Source organism: Microvirga antarctica (genome assembly GCF_017921815.1).
Taxonomy (GTDB): Bacteria; Pseudomonadota; Alphaproteobacteria; order Rhizobiales; family Beijerinckiaceae; genus Microvirga; species Microvirga antarctica.
Genome location: NZ_JAGEMM010000001.1, coordinates 580771 through 607640, shown reverse-complemented (window position 1 = coordinate 607640; position 26870 = coordinate 580771). Strand labels below are relative to the sequence as shown.

At 66.4% G+C, this 26870-nt stretch carries 26 protein-coding genes, 1 pseudogene and 1 riboswitch; of the genes and pseudogenes, 12 read left to right on the top strand and 15 right to left on the bottom strand.

Annotated features, from left to right (window positions below; translation table 11 throughout):
- The first annotated feature begins 39 nt into the window (after positions 1–39).
- Together J4G32_RS02940 and J4G32_RS02935 are read left to right on the top strand one after the other, a co-directional pair.
- Positions 40–366: a hypothetical protein gene (locus J4G32_RS02940; protein ID WP_210484283.1), complete on the top strand. Its 327-nt coding sequence runs from the start codon at positions 40–42 to the stop codon at positions 364–366.
- A 32-nt stretch (positions 367–398) separates the two neighbouring features.
- A complete protein-coding gene (locus J4G32_RS02935; RefSeq protein WP_210484281.1) occupies positions 399–2006 on the top strand; it encodes a carboxyl transferase domain-containing protein in 1608 nt (535 codons plus the stop codon).
- 53 nt (positions 2007–2059) lie between these two features.
- Here the strand turns inward: J4G32_RS02935 and J4G32_RS02930 are convergent, their stop codons facing one another.
- Positions 2060–3661: a calcium-binding protein gene (locus J4G32_RS02930; protein ID WP_210484275.1), complete on the bottom strand. Its 1602-nt coding sequence runs from the start codon at positions 3659–3661 to the stop codon at positions 2060–2062.
- A gap of 547 nt (positions 3662–4208) precedes the next feature.
- On the opposite strand from J4G32_RS02930, the gene ilvD reads away from it, so the two are divergent.
- Both ilvD and J4G32_RS02920 read left to right on the top strand, forming a co-directional pair.
- A complete protein-coding gene (gene ilvD / locus J4G32_RS02925) occupies positions 4209–5939 on the top strand; it encodes a dihydroxy-acid dehydratase (RefSeq protein WP_210484268.1) in 1731 nt (576 codons plus the stop codon).
- Positions 5926–6738 carry a tetratricopeptide repeat protein gene (locus tag J4G32_RS02920; RefSeq protein ID WP_210484266.1) on the top strand — a complete coding sequence of 271 codons (813 nt, stop codon included), beginning with the start codon at positions 5926–5928 and terminating at the stop codon, positions 6736–6738. Before ilvD ends, J4G32_RS02920 begins: the two co-directional genes overlap by 14 nt.
- 22 nt (positions 6739–6760) lie before the next feature.
- Here the strand turns inward: J4G32_RS02920 and xth are convergent, their stop codons facing one another.
- Positions 6761–7549, bottom strand: coding sequence for an exodeoxyribonuclease III (gene xth / locus J4G32_RS02915; protein ID WP_210484264.1), 789 nt, complete (start codon positions 7547–7549; stop codon positions 6761–6763).
- Positions 7550–7717: 168 nt separating this feature from the next.
- Here xth and J4G32_RS02910 point away from each other — a divergent pair, with 168 nt between their 5' ends.
- From J4G32_RS02910 to J4G32_RS02900, 3 genes are all read left to right on the top strand, one after another.
- Positions 7718–8407 carry an MIP family channel protein gene (locus J4G32_RS02910; RefSeq protein WP_210484263.1) on the top strand — a complete coding sequence of 230 codons (690 nt, stop codon included), beginning with the start codon at positions 7718–7720 and terminating at the stop codon, positions 8405–8407.
- Between the two features lie 16 nt (positions 8408–8423).
- The gene (locus J4G32_RS02905) at positions 8424–8972 is read left to right on the top strand and encodes a dihydrofolate reductase family protein (RefSeq protein ID WP_210484261.1); all 549 of its coding nucleotides are present in this window, start codon (positions 8424–8426) and stop codon (positions 8970–8972) included.
- An 85-nt stretch (positions 8973–9057) separates the two neighbouring features.
- Positions 9058–9348, top strand: coding sequence for a hypothetical protein (locus J4G32_RS02900; RefSeq protein WP_210484259.1), 291 nt, complete (start codon positions 9058–9060; stop codon positions 9346–9348).
- A gap of 34 nt (positions 9349–9382) precedes the next feature.
- On the opposite strand, the pseudogene J4G32_RS02895 reads toward J4G32_RS02900, so the two are convergent.
- Together J4G32_RS02895 and J4G32_RS02890 are read right to left on the bottom strand one after the other, a co-directional pair.
- Positions 9383–10473: pseudogene (locus tag J4G32_RS02895) on the bottom strand (alkene reductase).
- Between the two features lie 145 nt (positions 10474–10618).
- Positions 10619–11569: an aldo/keto reductase gene (locus tag J4G32_RS02890; RefSeq protein ID WP_210484257.1), complete on the bottom strand. Its 951-nt coding sequence runs from the start codon at positions 11567–11569 to the stop codon at positions 10619–10621.
- Positions 11570–11728: 159 nt separating this feature from the next.
- Between J4G32_RS02890 and J4G32_RS02885 the strand changes: the two genes are divergently transcribed.
- Positions 11729–12739, top strand: coding sequence for an LLM class flavin-dependent oxidoreductase (locus J4G32_RS02885; RefSeq protein ID WP_210484249.1), 1011 nt, complete (start codon positions 11729–11731; stop codon positions 12737–12739).
- 76 nt (positions 12740–12815) lie between these two features.
- Here J4G32_RS02885 and J4G32_RS02880 read toward each other — a convergent pair whose 3' ends face one another.
- Complete coding sequence (locus tag J4G32_RS02880) at positions 12816–13118, bottom strand: hypothetical protein (protein ID WP_210484248.1); 303 nt, start codon at positions 13116–13118, stop codon at positions 12816–12818.
- A gap of 119 nt (positions 13119–13237) precedes the next feature.
- Here J4G32_RS02880 and J4G32_RS02875 point away from each other — a divergent pair, with 119 nt between their 5' ends.
- From J4G32_RS02875 to J4G32_RS02865, 3 genes are all read left to right on the top strand, one after another.
- Positions 13238–13528 carry a hypothetical protein gene (locus J4G32_RS02875; RefSeq protein WP_210484246.1) on the top strand — a complete coding sequence of 97 codons (291 nt, stop codon included), beginning with the start codon at positions 13238–13240 and terminating at the stop codon, positions 13526–13528.
- 53 nt (positions 13529–13581) lie between these two features.
- Positions 13582–13776, top strand: a riboswitch (cobalamin riboswitch).
- Between the two features lie 33 nt (positions 13777–13809).
- Positions 13810–13995 (top strand): CbtB domain-containing protein, encoded by a 186-nt coding sequence (locus J4G32_RS02870; protein ID WP_210484244.1) that lies wholly within the window; start codon positions 13810–13812, stop codon positions 13993–13995.
- Between the two features lie 10 nt (positions 13996–14005).
- Positions 14006–14734, top strand: coding sequence for a CbtA family protein (locus J4G32_RS02865; RefSeq protein ID WP_210484242.1), 729 nt, complete (start codon positions 14006–14008; stop codon positions 14732–14734).
- A 67-nt stretch (positions 14735–14801) separates the two neighbouring features.
- Here the strand turns inward: J4G32_RS02865 and J4G32_RS02860 are convergent, their stop codons facing one another.
- The 5 genes from J4G32_RS02860 to cbiE form a co-directional block, all read right to left on the bottom strand.
- A complete protein-coding gene (locus J4G32_RS02860; RefSeq protein ID WP_210484240.1) occupies positions 14802–16118 on the bottom strand; it encodes a cobyrinic acid a,c-diamide synthase CobB in 1317 nt (438 codons plus the stop codon).
- Positions 16115–16903, bottom strand: coding sequence for a uroporphyrinogen-III C-methyltransferase (cobA, locus tag J4G32_RS02855; RefSeq protein ID WP_210484238.1), 789 nt, complete (start codon positions 16901–16903; stop codon positions 16115–16117). Before cobA ends, J4G32_RS02860 begins: the two co-directional genes overlap by 4 nt.
- Before the next feature lie 112 nt (positions 16904–17015).
- Positions 17016–17804, bottom strand: coding sequence for a precorrin-4 C(11)-methyltransferase (gene cobM / locus J4G32_RS02850; protein ID WP_210484236.1), 789 nt, complete (start codon positions 17802–17804; stop codon positions 17016–17018).
- Entirely contained in the window at positions 17801–18184 is a 384-nt protein-coding gene (locus J4G32_RS02845; protein ID WP_210484233.1) for a cobalamin biosynthesis protein, read from the bottom strand. Before J4G32_RS02845 ends, cobM begins: the two co-directional genes overlap by 4 nt.
- A complete protein-coding gene (gene cbiE, locus J4G32_RS02840; RefSeq protein WP_210484231.1) occupies positions 18181–19431 on the bottom strand; it encodes a precorrin-6y C5,15-methyltransferase (decarboxylating) subunit CbiE in 1251 nt (416 codons plus the stop codon). Before cbiE ends, J4G32_RS02845 begins: the two co-directional genes overlap by 4 nt.
- Between cbiE and J4G32_RS02835 the strand changes: the two genes are divergently transcribed.
- Complete coding sequence (locus J4G32_RS02835; protein WP_210484229.1) at positions 19430–20176, top strand: cobalt-precorrin-6A reductase; 747 nt, start codon at positions 19430–19432, stop codon at positions 20174–20176. The two genes, cbiE and J4G32_RS02835, sit on opposite strands and share 2 nt — an antisense overlap.
- Here the strand turns inward: J4G32_RS02835 and cobJ are convergent.
- The 5 genes from cobJ to cobN are packed head-to-tail and all read right to left on the bottom strand — an operon-like array spanning position 20158 to position 26870.
- On the bottom strand, positions 20158–20922 hold the full coding sequence (gene cobJ / locus J4G32_RS02830; protein ID WP_210484227.1) for a precorrin-3B C(17)-methyltransferase: 765 nt from the start codon (positions 20920–20922) through the stop codon (positions 20158–20160). The two genes, J4G32_RS02835 and cobJ, sit on opposite strands and share 19 nt — an antisense overlap.
- The gene (locus J4G32_RS02825; protein ID WP_425515490.1) at positions 20919–21659 is read right to left on the bottom strand and encodes a precorrin-2 C(20)-methyltransferase; all 741 of its coding nucleotides are present in this window, start codon (positions 21657–21659) and stop codon (positions 20919–20921) included. Before J4G32_RS02825 ends, cobJ begins: the two co-directional genes overlap by 4 nt.
- Before the next feature lie 2 nt (positions 21660–21661).
- The gene (locus J4G32_RS02820) at positions 21662–22294 is read right to left on the bottom strand and encodes a precorrin-8X methylmutase (RefSeq protein WP_210484223.1); all 633 of its coding nucleotides are present in this window, start codon (positions 22292–22294) and stop codon (positions 21662–21664) included.
- Entirely contained in the window at positions 22291–23562 is a 1272-nt protein-coding gene (gene cobG / locus J4G32_RS02815) for a precorrin-3B synthase (RefSeq protein WP_210484221.1), read from the bottom strand. Before cobG ends, J4G32_RS02820 begins: the two co-directional genes overlap by 4 nt.
- Positions 23559–26870 (bottom strand): cobaltochelatase subunit CobN, encoded by a 3312-nt coding sequence (cobN, locus tag J4G32_RS02810; RefSeq protein WP_210484220.1) that lies wholly within the window; start codon positions 26868–26870, stop codon positions 23559–23561. Before cobN ends, cobG begins: the two co-directional genes overlap by 4 nt.

Here is a 26870-nt window from a genome sequence, read left to right as displayed (position 1 = left end):
TAAGCTTGAGGCAGGATTAGCTGATCGGCGGATATCGACATGACTCGCGTTCTCATCGCCTCTCTCATCGCCTTGGGCGTCTCGGCCTGTGCCTACACGCCCAAACCGACCGATCTCGTGCAGATCGTCGATTCGCCGGCCGATATCCGGGTCTGCACCCGCCTTGCCGAGGTGAGCCCCCCCATCACCACCACGCCGGGCTTCGGGCCTGCCACCCAGACCATGCTGGAGACCACCGTGGCGCTTGGCGGCACCCATCTCTACCTGCAGAAGATGTCGCCTGACTGGCTGGTCGTGCGCGGCATCGCCTATCGCTGCGGCCCGGGCGCCGCGCCGGAGCAGGTCGTCATCCGCGCCAAGGGCTGATCGCCGCCGGACAGCCGTTGAGGAGCCGACGCGTGCCTGTCATCGCCACCTCCGTGGATCTCGCCTCCGACGCTGCGCAGGAGAACCGCGCGGCCTGGTCCAGCCTCGCGCAGGTTTTGCGGGCCAAGCGGGCTGTCGCGGCAGAAGGCGGGTCCGACAAGGCGCGCGAGCGTCATCTGGCGCGCGGCAAGCTGCTGCCGCGCGATCGCGTCACCCGCCTGCTCGATCTCGGCTCGCCTTTTCTCGAGCTCGGCGCCCTTGCGGCCCACGAGATGTACGATGGGGCGATCCACGGCGCCGGCATCATCACCGGCATCGGTCGCGTCGCGGGGCGCGAAGTGATGATCGTGTGCAACGATTCCACCATCAAGGGCGGCACCTATTATCCGATGACCGTGAAGAAGCATCTCCGCGCCCAGGAGATTGCCCGCGAGAACCGGCTGCCCTGCATCTACCTGGTCGATTCGGGCGGCGCGAACCTGCCGCACCAGACGGAGGTTTTCCCGGACCGGGAGCATTTCGGCCGCATCTTCTACAACCAGGCGACCCTGTCATCCCTGGGCATTCCGCAGATCGCCTGCGTCATGGGCTCGTGCACCGCGGGCGGGGCCTATGTGCCGGCGATGTCGGACGAGACCGTGATCGTGCGCCACCAGGGCACGATCTTTCTCGGCGGGCCGCCGCTGGTGAAGGCCGCCACCGGCGAGGTGGTGTCGGCGGAAGATCTCGGCGGGGCCGAGGTCCATGCGCGCCAATCCGGCGTCGCCGATCATTATGCGACCGACGACGGGCATGCGCTTGCCATCGTACGCCGCATCGTCGGCACGCTGAACACCCGCAAAGTCGTCGATCTTGCCCTCGCGGAGCCTGTCGCGCCCCGATATGCGCCGGACGATCTCGAGGCGATCGTGCCGACGGACCTGAGAAAGCAATATGACGTCCGCGAGGTGATCGCTCGCCTCGTTGATGGCTCGGAGTTCGACGAGTTCAAGCGGCTCTACGGGACGACCCTGGTGACGGGCTTCGCGCGCATTCACGGGATGCCCGTCGGGATCATCGGCAATAACGGCATCCTGTTTTCCGAGAGCGCACTGAAAGGCGCGCATTTCATCGAGTTGTGCTGCCAGCGCCGCATTCCGCTACTGTTCCTGCAGAACATCTCCGGTTTCATGGTCGGCCGCCAGTACGAGGCCGGCGGGATCGCCAAGGACGGCGCGAAGCTGGTGACGGCGGTGGCCTGTGCGCAGGTGCCCAAGATCACACTCCTGCTCGGCGGTTCCTTCGGGGCCGGCAATTACGGCATGTGCGGGCGGGCCTATTCGCCGCGCTTCCTGTTCAGCTGGCCGAATTCGCGCATCTCGGTGATGGGTGGCGAGCAGGCCGCAAGCGTGCTGGCAACCGTGCGACGGGACAATCTCGAGGTCGATGGAAAGACCTGGAGCGCGGACGACGAGGAAGCCTTCAAGGCCCCCATCCGCGACAATTACGAGGCCGAGGGCAGCCCCTATTACGCGACCGCCCGCCTGTGGGACGACGGCATCATCCTGCCATCGGAAACCCGCCGCGTCCTCGCGCTCGCCTTCGCGGCAACCCTCAACGCCCCGGTGCCGGAGACGCGTTTCGGCGTGTTCCGAATGTAGAGTGAGCGGGCCCGTCGATTGAGGGCCCGCCCATGGCTCAGCCTATCCGCGCATCAGATTACGAAGAACGATTTTTCCAGGTGGGAGAACTTCGCCAGGGTGGCGATCTTTACGGCCGCCCCGTCGCCAGACCCGTCTGCGTCATACCAGACGTCGCCCTTGGTCTTGTCGTAGATGATGCGATCATTCGCATCATGCGCCTTTGTGCCTGCGAAGAACGCATCCTTGTTCAAGTGGCCGGTTCCCTTGCCGAGGGCCGTAAACACCGCGTTGTCGAGCTCGATCTTGTCCGCACGCCAGTTGAAGTCATAGATCTTGTCGGCCGAGCCCTTGACCGGCGCGGTGTCGAACACGAACGCATCCTTGCCGGCGCCGCCATAGAGCTTGTCGCTTCCAGCGCCCCCGAAGAGGACGTCGTTGCCGTTCATGCCATGCAGGGTGTTGCTGGCGGCATTGCCATGCAACGTGTTGTCAAAGCTGTCGCTCGTTGCTGCCGTTGCGCCGCGCAAGTCGACCGTTTCGCCGGCCGTGTCGGGGTCGACGACCTTCACGAAGACGCCGGAAGAGGTGAACTGTGGACCGCCCGGCGTCGCTGCACTGTCCGTCCACGACATCACGATCTTTCCGTTCGCCAGCAGCGACAGGTCAGGGGATGTCACCGCGCTCGACAGGCCCGAATCCACCACGGCGTCCTTGAGAATGGTGCCGTCGCTGCTCGCCGTCGCGAGATGAAGATTGGCCGAGCCGGAGTTGAGACGCTCCACATAGGCAATGGCAAAGCCGCCATCCGGTCGCGCGACGACGGTTGGCTCCGCATGCGCCAGCCCCACATCCAGTTTCGCGACCGTCACCGCAGCCGCGTTGGCGGTTCCATCCTTGTTGAAGATCTGGGCTTTGATCGTTGGCGAAGGGTCGAGGCTCTGCCACACGACCACGTATCGCCCACCCGAAAGGGGGGCGCTCGCGGCATCGTTCGACGCCAGCGCATCCGGAAGCAGGACCTCATCCGATGCAGCCTTGCCCTCATGGGTCAGGGCTCTGCTCAAGTTGGACCCGTCGATGTTGCCCGGGCTTCCGCTCGTAAAGGTCACGGCAAAGCCATCGTCGACCGAGACGATCTGCGAATGCGACTGCCAGCCATCACGCTCGGTGGACACGGACGTCACGTCGCCGACGCGATGGCCCTCGGAATCGTAGGTCGCGGCTTTGACGCTGGCATCGTTGTTCTTGAACGACGTGAACGAGACGGCAAAGCCGCCGCCGCGCGCTGCGGCGATGGACGGCTCGGTATTCAATTCCTTGTTCGACAGCACAGTGATTTCCGGGCCATCGGGATGAAAATCGGTGTCGAAAATCTGGGCCTTCACGTCGCTGGAGACGTTGTCGCCTTTCAGGCGAGTCGTCCACGCGACGGCGATTTTGCCGTCGTCAAGCACCGCAACGACAGGCGTCACGCCGAAGCCGTGATCGGTATCGCCGATCTTGACCTCTGAGCCCTTCTTGGCGCCGTCGGCGTCAAAGATCTGGGCATGGATCCCGATATCGGTGAGCGACTGCCAGACAGCGACAAAATCGCCGTTAGCAAGGGCTTTCACGCGAATGCCGGTTTGTTCGTCGGCACTAGAATTTGCCATAATGGAAGCTGCGGACTTCATGATCATCTCCAGAAAAATACGGGAGCCTCTCATAGTCAGAGGCAACGTAACAACGTACTGTTTGGCAGCTGGTTCCACAATGCTATATCGTGCGACAGAATGTCTTCGAAGCGCTTTGGTTTGCAGTCTTATTCTTCAAAGAGCGCCATCTATTCTAAAGGCTACGCTTGGGCGGGGTGGCCTCGGGGCGATTCTCGACCTCCACGGCGCGCGGACATTCTCCCGCGCCATCAGAACGGCGCGAGGTCAGGATCCGTGTTCTGAGCGTTGCCGCCACGCAACACCCTGAAACCTTCCTGATCCCGCCGCGCTTGGCCCGCGCTCCGCCGCGATCCCGCCATAAACGGCGTTCAACTCAGAGGCTCGGCTAAACGGCTTTCACAGCAACGCTTTGAAGCAAGGCAGTCCAAGAAACGAAGGGGCGGGAACAGCATTTGTCCTGCTCTTAAGGAGCGTTGCGTCACCGGCGCGGCACGTGGCAAATCACGACGGTTCCGTAACCTTTCGGATCCACATGTGAGACGCCAAACGGGGAAGAGTGAAGTTCATGGATGCGCGCCGCTTTGACAAATCAAAGCTTCCTTCCCGTCACGTTACGGAAGGGCCAACCCGTGCGCCGCATCGGTCGTATCTCTATGCGATGGGTCTGACCGAAGAGCAGATCCATCAGCCATTCGTCGGCGTCGCGACCTGCTGGAACGAGGCGGCGCCCTGCAACATCTCGCTGATGCGCCAGGCCCAGGCCGTCAAGAAGGGTGTCTCGGCCGCCCGTGGCACGCCCCGCGAATTCTGCACCATCACCGTGACGGACGGCATCGCCATGGGTCACCAGGGCATGAAATCGTCGTTGCCGTCCCGGGAAGTGATTGCCGATTCGGTCGAGCTGACCATGCGCGGCCATTCCTATGACGCGCTTGTCGGCATGGCCGGTTGCGACAAGTCGTTGCCCGGCATGATGATGGCGATGGTTCGCCTCAACGTGCCGTCCATCTTCATCTATGGCGGCTCGATCCTGCCCGGATCGTTCCGCGGCAAGCCGGTCACCGTCCAGGATCTTTTCGAGGCGGTCGGCAAGCATTCGGTCGGCGAGATGTCCGACGCGGACCTGACCGAACTCGAGCAGGTCGCGTGTCCGTCGGCCGGCGCCTGCGGCGCCCAGTTCACCGCCAACACGATGGCGACAGTGTCCGAGGCCATCGGCCTCGCACTGCCTTATTCGGCTGGTGCGCCGGCGCCCTACGAGATCCGCGACCGGTTCTGTTTCACGGCCGGCGAGATGGTCATGGAACTCCTGGCGCAGAATATCCGCCCGCGCGATATCGTGACCCTCAAGGCGCTGGAAAATGCCGCGACCGTGGTCGCGGCCTCCGGCGGCTCCACCAACGCCGCGCTCCACCTACCGGCGATCGCCCATGAGATCGGCATCAAGTTCGATCTCTTCGACGTGGCCGAGATCTTCAAGCGCACGCCCTATATCGCCGACCTCAAGCCCGGCGGCCGCTACGTGGCCAAGGACATGTTCGAGGTCGGGGGCATTCCGCTGCTCATGAAGACGCTGCTCGACCATGGCTTCATGCATGGCGATGTCATGACGGTGACCGGAAGGACCATGGCCGAGAACCTCGCCAATGTCCGCTGGAACGACGATCAGGACGTGGTGCGTCCGGCCAACCGGCCGATCACCAAGACCGGCGGCGTCGTCGGCCTGCGGGGCAATCTTGCGCCCGAAGGCGCGATCGTGAAGGTCGCGGGGATGCCCATCGACAAGCAGGTCTTTCGCGGGCCCGCACGCTGCTTCGATGGCGAGGAGGCTTGTTTCGAGGCCGTCAGCAAGAAGCAGTACAAGGAGGGCGAGGTTCTCGTCATCCGCTACGAGGGGCCGCGCGGTGGACCCGGCATGCGCGAGATGCTGTCGACGACGGCTGCCCTCTATGGCCAGGGCATGGGCGACAAGGTCGCGCTGATCACCGATGGCCGGTTTTCCGGTGCGACGCGCGGCTTCTGCATCGGCCATGCGGGGCCGGAGGCAGCGGTCGGGGGCCCCATCGCGCTCGTGCGCGACGGCGATATCATCGCGCTCGACGCCATCAAGGGCACCATCGACGTCGAGCTGTCGGACGAGGAACTGGCCCGCCGCCATACGGAGTGGAAACCCCGTGGGACGGCGGCCACGTCGGGCTATCTGTGGAAATACATCCAGACCGTCGGTCCGGCCCGGGACGGTGCGGTGACTCATCCGGGCGGATCAGCCGAGACGGAATGCTATGCGGACGTCTAGTCTTTTTGCCGTTTGCGGCGTGGTGCTGATGGGGTCGCATGCGGCCTACGCGCTCGATGCCGCTCCGCGCCCGCAGCCCCTCACGCCGACCATCAAGTACGGGTCGGTGAAGGAGGCTTTGCGCAACGGGATGCGGGACTACAATGCCGGCGACAAGCGCGGCGCCGCGCTGGCGCTCGAATATGCGGCAGGGCAGGGGCACACGCTCGCCCTGTGGAAACTCGGGCGCATGTATGCCGACGGCGACGGCGTTCAGCACGACGACCTGAAAGCCTTCGAGTATTTCTCGAAACTGGCCGACCAGAATGCCGACGAGAGCCCGGACTCGCCCAATGCGCCGGTGGTGTCGAGCGCCTTCGTGGCCTTGGGCACCTATTTCCTCGATGGCATCAAGGGCACCTACGTTGCGGCCAACCCGGTTCGCGCGGTGGAGATGTTCAACTATGCGGCGAGCTATTTCAGTGATTCCAACGCGCAGTACAATCTCGCGCGGCTCTATATCGAGGGCACCGGCGTCGACAAGGATCTGCGCCTTGCCGCGCGCTGGCTGAACCTCGCGGCCGAGAAGGGCCATCACTCGTCCCAGGCCGTGCTCGGCCATCTGCTGATCAACGGCAAGGGCGTTCCCCGTCAGCGGGCGCGGGGTCTCATGTGGCTGACGCTGGCGCGGGAATCGATCGAGCCCGGCAAGGATCAGTGGATCATCAATCTCTACGACGAGGCCTTCGCGGCCTCCGGCGAAAGCGACCGCAAGCTCGCCCTCGACCTTCTGGAGCAGTATATCCAGGCCCGGCGCTAGACGTCGGCCGCCCCCGCTGTCGTCATGGCTCGATATCGAGATCGATCATGACGGGGACGTGGTCCGACGGCTTCTCCCAGCCGCGCACATCCTTGCGGATGGCGACCGAGCGCAGTTTGTCCTGGGCCTGGGGCGAGAGCAGGAAATGGTCGATCCGGATGCCGTTGTTCCGCTGGTACGCACCCGCCTGATAATCCCAGAATGTGTAGAGGCCACCCTCGTCGCTGCAGGCGCGCAGAGCGTCGGCAAAGCCGAGATCGAGGAGGGCCCGAAAGCTCGCGCGGGTTTCCGGCTGGAACAGCGCGTCATTGACCCACAAAGCGGGGTCGGCCGCGTCCTTCGGATCGGGGATGACGTTGAAATCCCCACACAGGACGAGATTTTCCTCGTGCTTGAGAAGCGCCCGCGCATGCGCGGACAGCCGCTCCATCCAAGCCAGCTTGTAGGCGAATTTCGGGGTGGTGATCGGGTTGCCGTTCGGCAGGTAAATTGACGCGACGCGCAAGGCGGTCTTCTCGGTGGCGATCACGCCCTCGATATAGCGTGCGTGGTCGTCGCCGTCGTCGCCCGGAAGTCCCACACGCACATCCTCGAGCTTGCGCTTCGAGAGGATCGCCACGCCATTATATGCCTTCTGCCCGTGGGTCTCCACGTGGTAGCCGAATCCCTCGACCTCGCTGCGCGGAAACGTGTCGTCCGTGCATTTCAGCTCCTGCAGGCAGACCACATCCGGTTCGCTCGTCTTGAGAAACTCGCCGAGGTGCTCCAGCCGCTGCTTGATCGAGTTGACGTTCCAGGTGGCAATCCGCATCCGCTCAACTCGCTCTTTCGTCGATGGTCCAGAAGGTTTCATCGGATTTTCGCCGGGGGCTGGCAAGGGATATGATCCGGGGGTCCCTCACAAGCAAAGGCGTTGCAACCTGTGGTCCAAGGCTAAGCTTCGTGTTAATCTCCCTTTAGGGAATGGGGGGAGACGGTCATGTCCAAGTTGTTTGCAGAGGCCTTTGGAACGGCGATGTTGGTGCTGCTGGGTTGCGGCTCGGTCGCCATTGCCGGCTATGGCGCCGGTTTTCCAATCGGCATGCTGCCGGTCGCGTTGGCGTTCGGCCTGTCCGTCATGGCCATGATCTATACCATCGGCCCGATCTCGGGCTGTCACATCAATCCGGCGGTTACCCTTGGCCTGCTTGCGGCCGGTCGGCTCCCCGTGAGTCAGGCCATCGGCTACATCGTCGCCCAGTTCATCGGCGGCGCGATCGGCGCCTTCATCCTCTACGCCATCGTGTCGGGCAAGCTTGCGGGCTACGACCTTGCGACCAGCGGCCTGGGCCAGAATGGCTGGGGCGCTGACTATCTCGGCGGATACGGCACCGCGGCGGCCTTCCTCGTCGAGGTCATCGCGACCTTCATTTTTGTCTTTGCCATTCTCCGGGTGACGAGCGGGGACCATTTCGGCGCCATCGCGGGGCTTGTGGTGGGCTTGACCCTCGTTCTTATCCACATCGTCTTCATCAATGTGACCGGCGTCTCGGTAAATCCCGCGCGGTCGCTCGGGCCGGCGCTGGTCGTTGGCGGCAAGGCGCTGGGGCAGATGTGGCTGTTCATCCTCGCGCCTGCGATCGGCGGCGTCCTGGCTGGACTCGTCAATCGCGCTGCCGACCGGGCCTGACCGGGTGAGTGCTGTCGTGGCGGGTGTCCACATTCATGGCTATGCGATCGTGTCTGCCGATGACCGTATCGCCGATGAAACCGGCGCCACGCCCGCTCTCCTGCGCAACGATGCCGACTGGGCGTATTTCCAGGACGAGCTCGACAAGGCCGACCTCGTGGTTCTGGGCCGTCTGGGGCACGAGGCCAACCCCAACAGCAAGGGGCGCTCGCGCCTGATCGTGTCGTCGTCGTCGTCGGGCCTTGACGAGAGACCCGACGGCTGGTGGTGGAATCCCGATCGTTGCGCGTGGGAGGTGGTGGCCGCGACCTTGCTGCCGAACGGCGGCAGGGTGGCAGTCCCCGGTGGCCGACGTGTCTTCGACCTGTTTCTTGGCATCGGCTACGACACCTTCCACCTGACCCGAGCGGAAGCCGTTACACTGGGCAATGGCACGAGCGTGTTCTCGTGTTGCGATCATCGCACAGGCGCCGGCGCCGCCTTGTACGAGCGAGGCCTTGAGGCCGGCCCGCGGAGGATGCTCGATCCGGATGGCCCTGTCAGCCTCACCCTGTGGCGGCGGTGAGGGAAACCGCTGTCCGACTTCCACGTTGCCTCACGGCAAGCTTAAGGAGGAGTCATTGCGAACCCTGAATTTGGCGCGAGCCTTCATGATCGCCAGCTTAGTCGCCGGAGGCCCGCTCGCCTCCCAGTCCATGGCCCAGACCTCAACCATGAGCCCGGGCAGCGCCACACCTTCGCCAGGCTCCCCGCCCAGCACGGTCACGGCTCCGCGCGCTGCGCCCGGCACCGAGGGAAGTTCCGGATCGCGCTCGCCCGCAACGATGGGCCGGCCGGGCGACGTCTCGGGCATCCGGCCCACTGCCCGCGAGCTCGAACTGCGCCGGAAGAGCGACGTCATCGACAAGAAGGTGCGCCGCGGCATCTGCGTCGGCTGCTAGAGCCCGGCGCGAGCCGGGCTCTTCAGGCTCGCGATCAGGCGGCGGACAGGCTCGGATAGTCCGTATAGCCTTCGGCCCCGCCGCCGTAGAGTGTTTCGCGGACCGGCTGCGCAAGGGGCGCACCCTGGCGCAGGCGCTCCACGAGGTCGGGATTGGAGATGTACAACCGGCCAAAGGCGACCAGATCGGCGCGACCGCTCTCGATCGCCTCGCGCGCCATGGCGGCGTCGTAGCCGTTATTGGCGATATAGGCGCCCTTGAAGGCTTTCCGCAAAGCCAGGTAATCGATGTCCACCGCGCCGCGATCGCCGCCGGTTGCGCCCTCGATCATGTGGAGATAGGCCAACCCCAGGTCGTTGAGTTTGTCGACCACATAGGAGAAGACCGCACCCGGATCGGAATCGCCTGCATCGTTGACCTTGGCAGGCGACAGGCGGATGCCGACGCGGCTCTTGTCCCAGGATTTCAGCACCGCGCGCGTGGCCTCGAGAGCAAGGCGGGTCCGGTTCTCGATGGAGCCGCCATAGGCGTCCGTGCGCTTGTTGGAGCCATCCTTCATGAACTGGTCGATGAGATAGCCGTTGGCCGCGTGGTTTCGACGCCGTCGAACCCTGCTGCCTTGGCGTTTCTCCCGGCCAGCTCGTAATCCGCCACCACCTGGGCGATCTCCGACAGTTCGAGGGCGCGCGGCTCGGAGGTATCGGCAAATCCCGATTCGATGAAAGTCTTGGTCACGGCGCGGATTGCAGAGGGCGCCACGGGCTTTCCGCCGTCCTTCTGGAGCGAGACGTGGGAGACGCGGCCCACGTGCCAGAGCTGGATGAAGATACGGCCGCCTGCCTTGTGCACCGCGTCGGTGACGCGCCGCCAGCCGGCAACCTGATCGGCCGTGTAGATGCCCGGCGTGCGCAGATAGCCCTGGCCCTGCTGCGAAATCTGAGACGCCTCGGAAATGATGAATCCGGCGCTCGCCCGCTGCGCATAGTAGGTGGCAGCGAGGTCGCCCGGGACATCGCCGGTCGCGGTCGCGCGGTTGCGCGTGAGCGGCGCCATCACGATGCGGTTGGGAAGCGAGAGATCGCCAAGCTGGAAGGGTTGAAAGAGAGGATTGTCCTCAGCGCTCATGAAATTGACCGATCTCGTTTGTGGAAACTGGAATTGAACATCCGCACCCGGAGATAAGCGGCGCCGCGGCCGACGCAATGGCATGTCTGCCATGCGTGCCGCGGATTTCGCCTATGGCGATGCCGGGCACGCATGACGCGCTCGCCTAGTAGGCGGCCGCGTGGTCGAGGGTCTCGATGCTCTCCTTCGCAAGCGAAAGCCTCGTTGCAGCGACGAGATCTCCAAGCTGTTCCACGTTCGTCGCGCTGGCGATCGGCGCGGTGACGCTCTTGCGCGCCATCAGCCAGGCCAGCGCGATCTGGGTCGGGGTTGCGCTCTTGGCCGCCGCGACCTCGTCAAGCGCCGCGAGGATCCGCCGGCCGCGTTCATTGAGATAATTGACCATCCGGGTGCCGCGCACGCTTTTGCCGAAATCGCTCTCTGCCCGATACTTGCCCGTCAGAAAGCCGCTTCCGAGGCTGTGATAGGAGATGACGCCAAGGCCGTTCTCCACGCAGACAGCTTCGAGCCCGCCCTCGAATTCCTCGCGGTCGTAGAGATTGTATTTCGGCTGCAGGCTCTCATAACGCGGCAGCCCATGCTTGGCGCTCACATCGAGGGCGGAGAGCAGGCGCTCGGGCTTGAGGTTGGAAGCGCCGATGGCCCGGATCTTGCCCGCGCGGATGAGCTCCTGATAGGCCCCCAGGGTCTCGGCCTGTGGCGTGTCTTCGTCGTCCCAGTGGGACTGGTAGAGATCGATGTAATCGGTTTGCAGGCGCAACAGGGACGCATCCACGGCCTCATGGATGTAGGCTTTCGACAGGCCCTTCTTGCCCGGGCCCATCTCCGAGCCAACCTTGGTGGCGATGATGAGCTTGCTGCGGTTGCCCCGCGCTTTCATCCACTTGCCGATAATGGTCTCGGATTCGCCGCCCGTGTTCCCGGGGGCCCAGCTCGAATAGGCGTCGGCGGTATCGATGAAGTCCAGCCCGCCTTCGACGAAGGCGTCGAGGATGCTAAACGAGGTCGCCTCGTCTGCGGTCCATCCGAACACGTTCCCGCCCAGGCACAGGGGCGACACCATCAAGTCCGATTGTCCGAGCCGTCGTTTGTTCATGCTGGCATTCCTTGTGAACCGCTGATCTGGGTCGAACCGTGCCCGGCCCGCAATCGGCCGTCACGGGTTTATGCCCGGCAGGGCATGTGTTTTGTCGTGCCGCAAACCTATATGCGGTCAACGTGTTCATAGACGAAACGACCAACCGCTGGAAACCTCATGCTGCCGCTTTCCGTTCTCGACCTTTCCTTCGTCACCGCGGGTGCAACACCTGCGGACGCGCTGCGCCGCACGATCGATCTCGCCCGCCACGCGGATCGACTCGGATTCACGCGCTTCTGGGTCGCCGAACACCACAATCTGCCATCGGTGGCGAGCGGCGCGCCGGAAATCATGATCGGGCAGATCGCTGCCGTCACCGAACGGATTCATGTGGGGTCCGGCGGCGTGATGCTGCCGAACCACGCGCCTCTGATGGTGGCCGAGCGGTTCAAGCTGCTTGCGGCCTTGTTCCCCGGTCGCATCGACCTCGGTCTCGGGCGCGCGCCCGGAACCGATCCGGTCACGTCCTATGCCCTGCGCCGTCACCAGCAGGAGCGGGGTGGAGATGATTTTTTCGAGCGGCTGCAGGAACTGCTGCTGCTGGAAACCGGTCGCTTCCCGGATGGCCACCCGTTTCGCAAGATCGATATCATGCCCTCGGGCGTCCCGCTTCCGCCGATCTGGCTTCTCGGCTCAAGCGATTACAGCGCCCATCTGTCGGCGCAGCTGGGTCTCGGCTTTGGCTTTGCTCACCATTTCGCAAGCTACGATCCGGTCGATGCCATGCTCAGCTATCGGCGCGAATTCACGCCGTCGCAGTGGCGTCAGACTCCCCACGCGATCCTCACGGTCGCCATCATCTGCGCCGAGACGGACGAGGCGGCCGAACGGCTGGCGTCAAGCGCGGATCTCAACGTGCTGCGCCGCGCACGGGGCGAATACGGTCCCTTGCCCACTCCCGAAGAGGCGCTGGCTTACGACTATTCGACCGCCGAGCGTGACGCGATCCGCCGCAACCGTCAGCGGCTGTTCGTCGGCTCGCCGCAGACGCTGCGGGCCGCGCTCCAGCCCTTGATCGCCGCAACCCAACCCGATGAACTGATGGTCACGGCGGCGATCTTCGATGCAGACGCGAAGATCCGCTCCTACGAGCTGCTCGCGCTGGAATTCGGGACGCGATCCGCGTGATCTGACCGACGGAAATCAGCCTCCGCGCTGCTGCCGTGCAGGGGGCCCGGGTGTCCGGGCCCCGCGAGCGCCTCGATCAATCGTCGTTGAAATCGTCCGGGTCGGTCACGTCCACAAGAAACATGATCAGGGGGCCGTCATCGTCCTCGGCCTCCTCTTCACCCTCCTCGTCGACGTCCGCCTCCTCGAACTCCGTGACCTCAAGGTCCGTTGCCGGGCGCAATCCGAGCGTGGCGAAGCCGTCCCAGAGCGGGGCGCCGTCCGTTTCGAGGGTCTTGAGGTCTTCCTTGAAGTCCTCGCTCATGAAAAGCTCACGGGCTTCATCCTCGGCGGCGTTGGTGACGGCCACAGCCTTGTCGCTGATGGTGAGAGTGAACACAGGATTTCCTTTCCGTGAGATCGCTGGCAGGTCGTCGTTAAAGCGGGACGTGGCCCATCGGGCCTCGGGATTTTTATCGATCAGGGGTAGCTTGCCAAGGAGAGTCAAGAGTCGGATCCATGGCGAGGGCGATTGTGCTGGCAGATGATGCGGCCTGGCGGGCGGATATCGATTCGCTCGCCTTTCGGCCGCGTGGCCATCTGGGCCTCTGCGTGATCCACCGGCTGGCCTTCCGCGCCCTCCTTGCCGGAGACGCAGATCCCTCCGCCTGTCTCGGCTATTTCGTGCTCCATCGCGACGCCTTCGAACGGGCTGCGTCTCTCAAGGCCGAGCGAAAAATCCTTGCGCCCGGCGCAAACTTCCATCTCACCAGCCGGGATATCCGCCGGGCCGGAATGATCCTGGCCTGAGGGCAAAGGTGGGTGGCTCGGGTAATCTTTCGGTTGGCGGCCCGACGGGGGCCCTCTATACCTGTGACGTCGGATCCCACAAGGATGAAAAGGGAACACGGTACGGGCCTCGTGCCCAAAGCCATGGCTGCCCCCGCAACTGTAGGCGGAGAGCGCTCCTCGTGACTGCCACTGGGATTCGTCCTGGGAAGGCAGAGGAGACGCGTTGATCCGTGAGCCAGGAAACCTGCCGACATCGCGCAACCATCATGAGCCCTCGGGTGGAGGGTGAAAGGATCATCATGTCGACCAACCAGACGTCACTGCCGCTCGCAGCAGCGGCAACACCCGCCTCACGCATCCTGCAACTCGGCCTTGCCGCATTCCTCGGCCTCTTCGTCGTGGGCTTTGCGGGATTCTCGCATATCAGCGCCGTCCACAATGCGGCACATGACGTGCGGCATTCGCTCGCCTTCCCGTGCCATTGAGGCGGCACCCATGACACTTTTTCGGAATATCGTCTTCGTGTCGGCGCTCGCCGGTCTCGTGGCGGGCTTTGCCATGACCCTGATGCAATATGCCGGCACGGTCCCGCTGATCCTGCAGGCCGAGACCTATGAGACCGCCCAGCCGGTCGCCCACGATCATGGGGCGACTGTCGATGCGGGCCATCACGGGGAAGGGGTTGTCGCCTCCGCCCATGAGCATGATGCGCAAGCCTGGACGCCGGCGGACGGCTTCCAGCGCTCCGCCTTCACGGCGCTTGCCAACATTGCCACGGCGATCGGTTTTGCGATCCTGCTCGTGACCGCGTCGGAACTGGCGGGCGGATTGTCCGGCTGGCGGCAGGGCATCTTCTGGGGTCTGGCCGGCTTTGCCGTCTTCACCCTGGCGCCCGGCCTCGGCCTGCCGCCTGAGCTGCCCGGCATGCCTGTCGCCGATCTCGATCATCGACAGGTCTGGTGGGTGGCAACCGCCGTCGCGACCGCCGCGGGCCTCGCGCTGCTGACCTTCAAGCGGGCGCTTCCCTTGGCGGTGCTGGCTGTCGGGATCATGGTTGTGCCGCACCTTGTCGGCGCGCCCAAGCCGCCGAGTTTCGAGACGGCGGTTCCCGAAACCCTGGCCCATGACTTCGTGGTCATGGTGTCGATCGTCAGCCTGGTGTTCTGGGTCCTGCTCGGGGGCCTGGCCGGCTACGCCCGGTCGCGGTTCATGCGGGCCGCCTGACGATTCCCTCTGCGTGATCAAGGCCGGAGCCTCCCGCGGGCTCCGGCCATTTTTTTGCCTGGTCTTTCTACCCGGCAAGGACGTGGAAGAACGTCCCGGTGACGTGACCGTGGCGGTGTCCGGCTGCTCCCAGCGATACGCCGTTGGCGTCACTCACCTCAGCGAAGTTCGCCGGTCCCTGATCAACGATGGACGCGTAGTGGAATTCATGCCCGACCATGGGTCCGGCGCGCTTTCCGAAGGGCCCGGTCTCCATCGGTGTCGCGATCCGATAGCCGAGATGAAGCTTGCGCCGCGCGAAACTCGTCGCGACGGGAAGCAGCCCCGCCATGGGGTGGGTCTGGCCCGCGGCGTCCTCGATGCTGCGGCCCAGCACCATGTAGCCGCCGCATTCCCCATGCACCGGACGGCTCTGGGCGAAGGCCTGAAGGCCGCCCAGGAAACGGTGGGCTGAGGCGATCCGCCCCGCATGAAGTTCCGGATATCCGCCCGGCAGCCAGCACGCATCGCAATCCGCCGGCGGAGGCTCGTCTGCCAGTGGCGAGAAGGTCATGATCTCGGCACCTGCGGCGCGCCACCCCTGCAGGATGTGGGGGTAAACGAACGAGAACGCGGCGTCCTGGGCAAGCGCGATGCGCTGGCCGGGCGGCGGCAGGGTCGGGCAGGGGGAGCTCGGTGCCGTCATGGTTGTGGCGGCGAGCGCCAATACCCGATCGAGGTCGACGGCCTTCTCGATCCTGTCCGCCAGATCGTTCAGCCGTGCCTCGAGGTCGTGTGTCTCGCCCGCTTGCACCAGACCGAGATGGCGCTCGGGCAAGGCGAGCGAGGGATCCCGCGGCAAGGCCCCGAGGACCTCGAGGCCGATCCGCTCCATGCCGTCGGCGACGAGGCGGCGATGGCGGTCGCTTGCGACCTGATTGAGGACGACCCCCGCGATGGTAATTCGGGGATCGAAGGACATGCAGCCGAGCGCAATAGCGGCGGCCGATTGGGCTTGTCCGGAGACGTCGAGGACGAGCAGCACCGGCCAGCCGAACCGCGCCGCGAGATCCGCGCTGGCACCCGTCCTTCCTGTCGCGCCGGCGATGCCGTCGAACAGGCCCATCGATCCTTCTGCGAGGATCAGATCCACGTCGGCCGCAGATCGCGCGGCAAGGCCGTCGAGGAGAGCGTCATCCATGGCGAAGCTGTCGAGATTGAGACTGGCCTCGCCGGTCGCCGCCGCGTGGAAAGCCGGGTCGATATAATCCGGCCCGCTTTTCGCCCCGCGCACGCGCAGGCCCCGTCGGCGCAGGGCGCGCTGGAGCCCGAGCGTGATGGTGGTCTTGCCTGAGCCGGATCGCGGCGCGGCGACGAGCAGGCCGGGAGCGTAGAGCCCGCTCATGCGGCGTCCGAGCGCAGCGCGAGAAGGTGGCTGAGGATCTCCGCGCGGAAGCCCGCGATGGCGCCGATGACCAGGATCGCCGGCGAATGGACGATGCCTTCGGCGGCCAGCCGGGGCAGCTCGTCAAGACGCGCCTCCACCACGGTCTCGTCCGCCGTCGTGGCCGAACAGACCACGAGCACCGGCGTGCCGGCGTCCAGTCCGCCCTCGGTGAGCGATGATACGATCGACGCGACGTGGGTCACCGCCATGTAGAGCACGATCGGAATGCCGGCCCGCGCCAGGGCTGCCCAATCGGTCTCGTGGCCCTCGGCACAATGGCCGGTCGCGAGGATGACCGCATGGTTCGTGTCGCGGGTCGTTGCCGGAATGCCGTGCATGGCAAGCGATGCGAGCCCGCTCGAGACGCCGGGGACGATGCGGAAGAACACGCCGGCCTGCGCAAGGCCAAGAGCTTCCTCACCGCCGCGTCCGAAGATGAAGGGGTCGCCGCCCTTGAGCCGCAGGACCCGCTGGCCCGCCTGGGCCAGGACAATCAGCCGATCCGTGATGGTCGTCTGGGCAACGGACGCCCTCCCGCCGCGCTTGCCGGCATGTTCGACAATCGCGCCAGGCCGCACCATCGCGAGAATGCGCGGGTCGACCAGCGCGTCGTGCACCACCACGTCCGCCATGGCGAGTGCGTTCAACGCATGCAGGGTCAACAGCCCCGGATCGCCGGGCCCGGCACCCACAAGCCAGACGGTGCCCGGATCGAACGGGGGCGAGAGATGCGTCAGGGTCACGTGAACAGGTCCTCGGCAAGGGCGGCGGCAATGCGGATGGTCTGAAACGGTATGGACGAATCGGTGTCAGGTGCAAACCTTTCGCACGGGGTGGTGCCGTCGAACGGCGCGCTCATCGCTTGGTGCCCGTGCTGGCTGTGAGGTTCGCGCGCGATCGGAAGCGCCGGTCGTAACCTTTTGAATAGAGAGCGCTATCCGTGAAAGAATCGGACCCGAGGGCAGCGCCCACAAGAATGAGCGCGGTGCGCTCGAGGCCCGCTTCCTTCACCCGTGCAGCAATCGCGCCCAGCGGTGCGCGGATGATCTTCTCGTCCGGCCAGGAGGCCCGCCACACCACGGCTGCCGGGCAATCCGCCCCGTAGGCGGGCACGAGATCCGAGACCACCTGATCGATGACATGGATCGAGAGATGGATCGCCAGTGTCGCCCGGGTGGCCGCGAACGCCGCGAGGTTCTCGCTCGCCGGCATGGCGGAGGCTCGACCGGACGTCCGGGTGAGGACGACGGATTGCGCCACTTCGGGGAGCGTGAGTTCCCGGCCCAAAGCTGCGGCGGCGGCCGCGAAGGCGGGTACGCCCGGGGTGAGCGTGTAGGGGATGCTCAGCGCCTCGAGCCGCCGCAATTGCTCGCCCACCGCGCTCCAGATCGAGAGGTCGCCGGATTGGAGGCGGGCCACGTCACGTCCCGCCTGATGGGCTGCAACGATCTCGGCCATGATGCCGTCGAGGTCGAGGGGGGCGGTGTCGACGAGCCGCGCGTCGGGCGGACACCAGGACAGCATCTCGGGCGGGATGATGGACCCCGCATAGAGGCAGACCGGGCATTGGGCGATGAGACGCTGCCCGCGCACGGTGACGAGATCCGCCGCGCCGGGGCCGGCACCGATGAAATGGATTGTCATGAGGGCGTCTCCATGGCCAGCGCGCAGGTCACGCGGTCGGATGCGATGCGCGGCAGCAGCAATGTTGCGGCAGGGCCGATGGCGGCGAGCGCGGCCGCTTCGGCCACCGAGCCGACCCCGAACAGGGCTATCGCGCGCGGGGAATGGGTGGCCACCCGAGACGCAGAGCTGCGCATGGCGTCACCCGAAACGGCCAGGATCGGGAGGCCGAGACGGGTCGCCGCGTCGACGAGTCCGGGCTCCCGGCTGCGGGTGTCTATGGTAGCGAGCGACGCGATCTCGGAAAGCTCCACGCATGCCGCATGGGCTGCTGCCGCCACAAGGTCCATGACCTCCTGCGGCGACACAAGGCTGCGACACCCTAACCCGGCGACGATCATGGCTTGACCACCACCCATTGGGTGACCGGCATCGCCGGACGCCAGCCCTGAACGGAACCCACCGGTTCGAGGCGCGAGAGCGCAATGCGCTTGAGGGTGCCGCCGTCCCGCTGGTAGCGATCGAGAATCATCCGCTCGGTATCGAACGTCACCGCATTGACGACAAGCGTGCCGCCGCTTTTCAGCGCGGACCAGCACGCGTCGAGAACGCCGTCGCCCGACGCGCCGCCGCCAATGAAAATCGCGTCCGGCTGGGGCAGGCCGGACAAAGCCAGCGGGGCCTTGCCTGTGACGATGGTCAGATCGGGGACCCCGAGATGGCGGGCATTGCGTCCGATCCGCTCCACCCGGTCCGCACGGGACTCGACGGCGATGGCGCGGTTCTGCGGATGAAGCAGCATCCATTCGATGGCGACCGAGCCTGCGCCCGCGCCCACATCCCAGAGCAGCGAGCCTGCCTGCGGGGCAAGGGCCGCGAGCGTGATCGCCCGCATGTCGGCCTTGGTCAATTGACCGTCATTCTCGAACCAGTCATCGCGCAGGCCGGGAGAAAGCGTCACGATCCGCGCCCCGGGGTCGGCCACCACCTCGATGGCCAGGACATTGAGCGGGTCGATCGGTCCCGGGACGATCCTGTTCGCCAGCATCTCGAGTCGGCGCTCGCGGGGCCCGCCCATAGCCTCCAGGACGGTGAGGCGGGAGGAGCCAAAGCCGCGAGCGCACAAGAGGGCCGCCGCCTGTTCGGGCGTCGTGCCGTCCCAGGACAGGGCAAGCACCCGCACGCCCGGCTGCAGCACCGGGATCAGGCGCTCGAGCGCCCGTCCATGCAGGCTGATGCAGGCGCAATCGGGCAGGGACCACCCGAGCCGCGCGGCCGCGAGGCTGAAGGCCGAGGGTTGCGGAAAGCAAATGAGTTCGTTCGCGGGGATGAGTTTTGCCAGTTCCGCGCCGACGCCGAAATGGAACGGGTCGCCGGTCGCCAGTACGCAGACCCGATCGCCCCGCCGGGCGAGAATTTGCGCATAGGTGTCCGAAATCGGGTTGGACCACGTCATGGTCTCGACCGACAGGGGCGCTGCCAGCGACAGGTGGCGTTCGCCGCCGACGATGAGGCTCGCGCCTGCGATGGCCGCCAGGGCGTCCGCCGACAGGCCGGCGCGGCCGTCCTCGCCGATGCCGACGATCCACAGCCAGGGTGGAGTGCCGCTTCTCGACAGCGGCGCGCTATTCGTCGACAAGGCACACATGCGCATTCTCATTCTGGGCGGGACGGCGGATGCCGCCAGCCTGTCGCAATCCCTGGCCGAACGACCTGCGACCGGCGTGATCCTGTCGCTCGCCGGTCGGACGCGTGCACCGTCCCCTGTCCCGGTTCCCACCCGCAGCGGCGGATTTGGCGGGGCCGAGGGGTTGCGGGACTGGCTGCTGCACACCCGGATCGACGCGGTGATCGACGCCACGCATCCGTTCGCGGCCATGATCTCGCAGAATGCGGCGATGGCTTGCGCAGCTTGTGACCTTCCGTTGCTGGCCTTTCGCCGTGCCCCGTGGACACGCGTTGCGGGCGATCGCTGGATCGACGTCGCCAGCATGGTGGAGGCGGCCGCTGCTCTCGGATCCCAGCCGCGCCGGGTGTTTCTCACCATCGGACGACAGGAGCTTGCGGCCTTCGCCACAGCTCCGCAGCATGTCTATCTGGTGCGAACAATCGAGCCCATCGGCGATGCGCTCCCGGTCCCTCAAGTGACCGCATTGCAGGCGAGGGGGCCCTTCGACGAGGCGGCCGATTCCGCGCTGCTGCGCGATCACGGGATCGACATGCTGGTCAGCAAGAATTCCGGCGGCATCGCCACCTATGGCAAGATCGCGGCGGCGCGCGCGCTGTCTCTGCCCGTCGTCATGGTATCGCGTCCGGACAAGCCTGATGGCCCCTTCACCGAAAGTCTGGACGACGCGCTGGCCTGGGTCGAGGCTCATCGGCCGGCTCCATAGAACCGGGGGGTGTAGACGTAGGGCCGCCCGGTCTCCCGGGGGATTAGCCTTGTCGTGCTGGCGCCGATCATCACGAGGGTCGACATGTCGGCGGGCGCGTCGGGCGCGGCCGCAAGGGGCACCACGGTGATGTCTTCCGAGGGCCGCCCGACATTGCGCGCGAAGATGATGGGAGTTTCCGGCGCGCGGATGGTGGCCGCCAGCAGCAGCGCCTCACGCAGCTGCCAGGGCCGCGCCTTCGAGATCGGGTTGTAGAGCGAGATGACGAAATCCGCCATGAGGACGGCCGTCAGGCGCGCCACGATGACGTCCCAGGGTTTGAGGTTGTCCGACAGGGATAGCGCACAGAAGTCGCCCCCGAGCGGCGCGCCGAGCCGCGCGGCGGCAGCCAGCATCGCGGTGATGCCGGGCTCCACAATGATCGGGATGGCGCGCCACGCCGGGTCACCCTCGTCCAGCGCCTCGAAGATCGCCGCCGCCATGGCGAAGACCCCCGGATCGCCCCCCGAGACCACGGCGACCTGCCGGCCTTTCGCTGCCAGATCGAGCGCCATCGCGGCGCGTTCGACCTCGACGCGATTGTCGGACGGGTGGCGGCGCTGGCCGGGCTGATCCGGTGCGCGGTCGAGATAGGGACCGTAGCCGACGAGATCCGTCGCGCGGGACAGCGCGTCTGAGGCCGCAGGCGTCAGCCATCCGGCCTGTCCGGGCCCGAGGCCCACGACGACGAGCGATCCTGCGCTCACAGCCGGCGTCCCTGACCGGGGACGAGGATCAGCGCGAAATACGGCGCGGCATCGTCGGTCTTCTCGGAGAGCGGGCAGATGACTTCGTCCGCCATGGTGCCCCGCTCCACATAGACCGCGCGGTCGTGGAGCCCCGCCTCGCGCAGGGCATTACGCACTTTCGGCAGGTGACGCCCGAGCTTCATGATGACGGCGGCGTCGGTTGTCCGGAAGCGCGCGACGAGCGTGTCGTGATCGAGCGTCCCGGGGCACACCGTCAGCACGTCGTCGCCCCAGGTGATGGGAACGCCGGCGCGGGTCCAGCTGCCGGACATGCCGGTCACGCCGGGCACGACTTCGGTCGGGAAGCGCGGCGCCAGACGTCGCCAGAGATGCATGAACGAGCCGTAGAAGAATGGGTCGCCTTCGCACAGGACCGCAAGCGAGTGTCCCGCCGCGAGTTCCACGGCGAGGCGTTCGGCCGCTTCCTCGTAGAACGGCGTGATGGCCGATCCATAGGCCGGATCGCGGGCGTCGATTTCGGTGGTCACGGGATAGACCAGCGCGATTTCGCGGGCGGGATCGGCTGGCACCACGGCATCCGCGATGGTGCGGCCGTTTCCGCGTCTGCCGGCCTTGCAGAAATGGACGAGCCGGTCGGCGCTCTGCAGGATCTTGAGGGCGCGGACCGTCATGTAATCCGGATTGCCGGGACCGAGGCCGACGCCGTAGAGATGCCCGCTGGACAGAGACGTCATGGTCATTCCTGCTCGCTTGCCAGCGCGTTGACGGCGGCAGCCGCCATGGCCGAACCGCCACGCCTGCCACGGACGACGACGAAGGGGATCTGCGCCTGCGCCGCCAGCGCGTCCTTCGACTCGGCGGCGCCAATGAAGCCGACCGGGATGCCGATGACGGCAGCGGGTTTTGCTGCTCCGCCCGCGATCATTTCCAGCAATCGGAACAAGGCTGTGGGGGCGTTTCCGAAGACGGCGATCGAGCCGGACAGATGCTCGCGCCACAGTTCGAGCGCCGCAGCGCTGCGGGTTGTGCCCATCTCCGCCGCGAGACCGGCGACGCGCGGATCGTCGAGGGTGCAGATCACCGCGTTGCGGGCGGGAAGGCGTGCGCGGGTGATGCCGTTTGCCACCATCTTGGAATCGCACAGAATGGGCGCGCCGTCGCGAAGCGCCGCGATGGCAGCGTCAGCGAAGCCCGGCGAGATCGCGACATCCCGCGGAAGATCCGTCATGCCGCAGGCATGGATCATGCGCACGACCACGCGCTCGTTCGCCCCGCTGAAGCCGCTGAGATCGGCCTCGGCACGGATCGTGGCGAAGGACTGCCGATAAATCTCGGCGCCGTCGCGGATATAGGCGAATGTCGCGGTCATGATGACGTCTCTTCGAAAGCGCGCAGGATGGGGGTCCCGTCCGCCGTGGCGGCGAGCCGTCGCGCGATGCTCGGCAGGCCGGCGCGGATGATGGGCTTATCGCGTGCGGTCCCGCCAAGCACAACCGCGTAAACGCCCTCGGACCCCACCAGCGTCACGTCGGCCGGGGCCGGACGGGCGCAGCCCTTGAGGCAGCCCGAGACGTGAAGCGACAGGTCTTTCGGGAGAGCGGCCGCGAGAAGGTCTGCATCCTCGTGTGTCGGCGTCGTGCCGCGAGTGCAGCCTTTGATGCCCGGGCAGGTCTCGATGCGAAGGCGAGAATCGTCCGGGTCCGCGATGAATCCCGCCTCGCGGGCGAGCGCTGCGAGCGTGTCGGCTGAATGTCCAGAGGCAAGGCGAATGACCAATCCCTTGAAGGGAGAGAGGCGGATGTCGCCGTGTCCGAAAACACGACTCCACTCTGCTGCTGCGACAAGCATGCTAGCATTGCAGCGGCCATAAGGAGGCGCGAGGAAAAACGCCGACAGTGCCCCCAGTGCGATCCGGCCGGCACGGCGACAGGGCGCGCGCGCGGGGGGGCGGGCGATGGTTTGACGCGGCAGGGCGGCGATGAGACCGTCCACATCCTGCGCGGTGAGGTCGCGCAGGCGAAGACCGGCCCAGGGCCCGCCATCCGAGAAAGCCGCGAGGATTTTTCCCGCCGTGGGCGCGACGGATTGCGCAGCCAATGTTCCGATCCATCGCACGTCATGTCCATGATCGACACCGACGCAAAGGAGGGTTTCCGTCAGCCCGACAAATCTGAGATCAGCCTCCCGGTCAGCGAGGCTGACCGCGCCGCCGCCATCCACGACGATGGAGAATTTCGGGTGCAGCCCGGTGAGGGCCTGACCCAGGGTCTCGAGAGACTGCGCCAGAGCAAGGGCATCGACGCGGTCGGTCGGATCGCATCCCGCCAGCGGGGACAGCGTGGTGAGCCGATACGGACTTTCCCCGCGAACGCCATCCATCAACCCGACGCCGATCAGGTGCTCGACCAGGGGGCGATGCGTGGCCTCGCTCACGCCGCGAATCTGGATATTGCCCCGCGAGGAGAGGTCAAGAAGCCCGTTGCCCCAGCGGGCGGCTGCGTCGGCGATTGCGTCGGCCTGACGAGCGGTCAGGCGGGCGACTTGCGGGTGCACCCTCACCAGCAGCCCGTCGCCGGTCGCCATCGGTCGCAGCATGTCAGGGCACCAGCCCCGTCGAAGCGTTGCGGCTTTCGTCATGGCGTTGCGCCCAGCAGGGCGTCGAGCCGCGCATCGACCGAATTGCGCCGGCTCACCCATAATCCGCGCTGCCGCGCATCGGCGAGCCTGGCCACGATGGCGTCGGCGGCGGCGGGATTCGCCGCCTGGATGCGGCCATTGAGGGCTTCGTCCCCCACATAGGCGTTGTAGACCGCATCGAGGGCGGCGTTCGTGACCGCGTCCGTGGTGGCAGCAAAAACATAGAGGGCATCCACCCCTTGGGCGAGTTCGGCGGCTCCGCGCCAGCCATGGCGCATGTTGGCTTCGATCCAGCGTGGATTGACGAGGCGGCCATGGACGAGACGGGCGATGTCCTCGCGCAGGGTGCGGGCCTTCGGCGTTTCCGTGCGGCTGGTGTCGAGGCTGTAGAGCTGCGGGTTGGCGCCCAGCAACCGGGACGCCGCCGCAAACCCGCCCACCGCATCGCCGGTCGAATCGCCATCGAGAAGATCGCGCTCGGCAACGTCGGTGACATGGACAAAGGCCTCGGCCGCCGCGACCCGCTCGGCAAAGGACGGGTCCGCCTGTCCGTCGTCGGTCTGTCCGAAGGCATGCGAGGTCTGGGCCAGATAGGCGCGCCCGAGATCGTCTCTCGTCTGCCAATCCTCGTCCAAAGCCGTGCCGGCAACACCGGCTCCGAAGCGGCCGGGCGCCGCGCCGAAGATCCGGCTCAGGGGTTCGCCCCGGCGGCGGGCGGCGGCGAGCGCATTCCACTCATCCTCCTCCTCGAGGGCCGCCACCGCGCGGGCGGCGCGATCGAGCAGCACGATCTGGTCGGGGAAGGTGTCGCGAAAGACGCCGGAAATTCGCAGCGTCACGTCGATGCGCGGGTGATCGAGCAGGGGGGCGGGCACGATCTCGAAGCCGGTCACGCGGGTGGAAGCGGTGTCCCAGCGCGGGCGGACGCCCATCAGTGCCATGGCGTGGGCCATGTCCTCGCCGCCAGAGCGCAGGGTCGGGGAGGCCCACAGGTCCATGACGACCCGGCGGGGATAGTCGCCTTCGTCCTGAAGGTGACGTCGGATGATCTCAGCGGCGGCGCGTGCGCCGAGGGCCGCAGCGGAGCGGGTCGGGATGGCGCGCGGATCGAGGGTTGCGAGATTGCGCCCGGTCGGCATCACATCCCGCCGCCCCCGAGAGGGCGAGCCGGCGGGGCCGGGAATCACGAAGCGGCCGTCAAGCGCCCGCAGGAGGCCGTCGCGCTCGCCATGCCCACAGGCGGCCCACTCGCCAGCGCCCTCGCCGAAGATATGCAGTCCGTCGCGGCTCACCACTTCGGCTAAATCGCACAGATGCGCGTCGAGCGCCGTCAGCGCCTCGTCAAGCGGCGTGTCGGCTTCCACCGCACAATTCGCGAACAATCCCGCGCTCTCGGCCCGTTCCATGATCTCGCGGGAAATCAGGGACGCCCGGCGCGGATCGAGGCTCTGCGCAGAGGCATATTCCTCCACCAGCTCGCGGATCACGGCCATGTCGTCCGAGAGGTCGGCTCCTGCAACGGCAGGCGTCATGTGTCCGACGGTGATTCCGGCAAGCCGCCTTTTGGCAGGCGCCGCCTCGCCTGGATCGTCGACGATGAACGGGTAGATGACCGGCAAGGAGCCGATCGCGAGCCGTGGCGCGCAGGCGCCCGACAGGGCCACGGCCTTCCCGGGCAGCCACTCGGTGGTGCCGTGGGTGCCCAGATGAATGAGGGCGTCGATCCGCTCGTCCTGCCGCAAGCCGAGATAGAACGCCAGATAGGCGTGGGAAGGGGGCGAACCGGGGTCGTGATAAACGGCCTTCCGGTCCGCACCCCGTCCACGGTCGGGTTGCAGCGCGACGAGACAATTCCCGGCGCGATGGGCGCGGAACCGGAATGCGCGGTCGACGACGCTCGGATCGGACTCCGCCGCACCCCAGGCGGCGTCGATCGCCTCGCGCTCGGAACCCGGCAGAGCCGCCAGCCAGACCTGGTAGTCTTCCAGATACACGGCGAAGGACGGCGGGCCTTGCGTGAGCGCATGCATCAGGCCTTCGCCGTCGAAATCGCGGGCGACGGCGTAGCCCTCCTGCGCGAGGCAATCGAAGATCCGGCAGACGCTCGCGGGCGTGTCGAGGCCCACCGCAAAGCCTGCCCGTCCGCCGCGCGCCGGGTAATCGGACAGGATGAGGGCAAGATGCCGGTCAGCGGGACGCGTGCGCCGGAGCCGGACCCAGCCGAGGACCTGATCGGCCGCCAGCGCGATGCCGTCCGGGTCCGGCACCTGGCGCTTGCCCGTGAAGCCGAGTTGCGGATGGGGCGGGGTCTCTTCCTTGAAGGCGATGGGCCCGATGGCGATCCGCCCGTCGAACTCCGGCAGCACGACCTGCATCGTCATGTCGGAGCCCGACAGGCCCCGTTCCGAGGCCAGCCATGCGGCCCGGGTGGAACTGGCCGACAGCACCTGCAGGATCGGACAATCGGCGGCGTCGAGCACGAAGGTTTCGCCCTCGCGGGCCGAGAAGACCGTGCCGGTGAGGATGATGTCGGGCGCGCGCAACGCCAAGGCGGATCGCAGGAGGTCGACCGCGTCGTCGTCCTTCAGGCTGGCAACCGCGAGAACCAGAGGGGCAAGCCCCCGTGCCGCAAGCGCCTCGCTGAGGGCAGCGATCGCCAGAGTGTCGGCGGACAGGATCGCGGATCGGTAGACGATGAGATAGGCCACCGGTCGATTGGCGGGAAGCGCCCGGCAGGCGCTGCCCACGTCATGAACCCCGTCCTCCGCCGACCACGCGAAGGCTCTCGGGATCGTTCGGGGCACCTCGGCGGGCCCGGGCGAGCCGATCACCTGCCCGATCCGACGCAGCAGGGCCTGCATGTTCTCGACACCGCCGGCGCGAAAATAGGAGTCGAGGTCATCCACCAGATCGGGCGCCACGGTGGAGAAGGCCGACAGGCGCTCATCCGGCCGGTCGTCGCCGGGCAGGATGGCAAGGGGAATTCCGCCTTCGCGACACAGATCGCGGAGGCGCTCCAGCCCATAGCGCCAGTAATCGAGGCCGCCGAGGCAGCGCACCAGAATGAACCGGGCATGGATCGCGGTTTTGTCGGCGTAGAGATCCACCGAGAGCGGATGTTTCAGCTGCCGCAGGCTGGCAAGCCGGAGGGAAGGGAGGTCCGCCCCACCGGCCGTATGGGCTGCCGCCAGCGCGCTGAGATCGCTGTCGGTGAACGACAAGGCGAGAACGTCGCCCGGCGCCTGATCCAGGTCGATGGCCCTGTCGCTCTCATCGAGCGAGACGGATGTGACCGGGAGAAGGTGCAT

Bases quoted from the DNA above. Each gene is read 5' to 3' on its own strand.
- J4G32_RS02845 (WP_210484233.1), bottom strand. From the start codon at position 18,184: ATGATCGTCGCCGGGTTAGGGTGTCGCAGCCTTGTGTCGCCGCAGGAG.
- J4G32_RS02930 (WP_210484275.1), bottom strand. From the start codon at position 3,661: ATGAAGTCCGCAGCTTCCATTATGGCAAATTCTAGTGCCGACGAACAA.
- J4G32_RS02900 (WP_210484259.1), top strand. From the start codon at position 9,058: ATGATCGCCAGCTTAGTCGCCGGAGGCCCGCTCGCCTCCCAGTCCATG.
- cobM (WP_210484236.1), bottom strand. From the start codon at position 17,804: ATGACAATCCATTTCATCGGTGCCGGCCCCGGCGCGGCGGATCTCGTC.
- J4G32_RS02825 (WP_425515490.1), bottom strand. From the start codon at position 21,659: ATGACGTCTCTGTCCAGCGGGCATCTCTACGGCGTCGGCCTCGGTCCC.
- cbiE (WP_210484231.1), bottom strand. From the start codon at position 19,431: ATGTGTGCCTTGTCGACGAATAGCGCGCCGCTGTCGAGAAGCGGCACT.
- cobG (WP_210484221.1), bottom strand. From the start codon at position 23,562: ATGACGAAAGCCGCAACGCTTCGACGGGGCTGGTGCCCTGACATGCTG.
- J4G32_RS02835 (WP_210484229.1), top strand. From the start codon at position 19,430: ATGCGCATTCTCATTCTGGGCGGGACGGCGGATGCCGCCAGCCTGTCG.
- J4G32_RS02875 (WP_210484246.1), top strand. From the start codon at position 13,238: ATGGCGAGGGCGATTGTGCTGGCAGATGATGCGGCCTGGCGGGCGGAT.
- J4G32_RS02940 (WP_210484283.1), top strand. From the start codon at position 40: ATGACTCGCGTTCTCATCGCCTCTCTCATCGCCTTGGGCGTCTCGGCC.
- xth (WP_210484264.1), bottom strand. From the start codon at position 7,549: ATGCGGATTGCCACCTGGAACGTCAACTCGATCAAGCAGCGGCTGGAG.
- J4G32_RS02860 (WP_210484240.1), bottom strand. From the start codon at position 16,118: ATGAGCGGGCTCTACGCTCCCGGCCTGCTCGTCGCCGCGCCGCGATCC.
- cobN (WP_210484220.1), bottom strand. From the start codon at position 26,870: ATGCACCTTCTCCCGGTCACATCCGTCTCGCTCGATGAGAGCGACAGG.
- J4G32_RS02920 (WP_210484266.1), top strand. From the start codon at position 5,926: ATGCGGACGTCTAGTCTTTTTGCCGTTTGCGGCGTGGTGCTGATGGGG.
- J4G32_RS02885 (WP_210484249.1), top strand. From the start codon at position 11,729: ATGCTGCCGCTTTCCGTTCTCGACCTTTCCTTCGTCACCGCGGGTGCA.
- ilvD (WP_210484268.1), top strand. From the start codon at position 4,209: ATGGATGCGCGCCGCTTTGACAAATCAAAGCTTCCTTCCCGTCACGTT.
- J4G32_RS02910 (WP_210484263.1), top strand. From the start codon at position 7,718: ATGTCCAAGTTGTTTGCAGAGGCCTTTGGAACGGCGATGTTGGTGCTG.
- J4G32_RS02870 (WP_210484244.1), top strand. From the start codon at position 13,810: ATGTCGACCAACCAGACGTCACTGCCGCTCGCAGCAGCGGCAACACCC.
- J4G32_RS02820 (WP_210484223.1), bottom strand. From the start codon at position 22,294: ATGACCGCGACATTCGCCTATATCCGCGACGGCGCCGAGATTTATCGG.
- J4G32_RS02890 (WP_210484257.1), bottom strand. From the start codon at position 11,569: ATGAACAAACGACGGCTCGGACAATCGGACTTGATGGTGTCGCCCCTG.
- J4G32_RS02865 (WP_210484242.1), top strand. From the start codon at position 14,006: ATGACACTTTTTCGGAATATCGTCTTCGTGTCGGCGCTCGCCGGTCTC.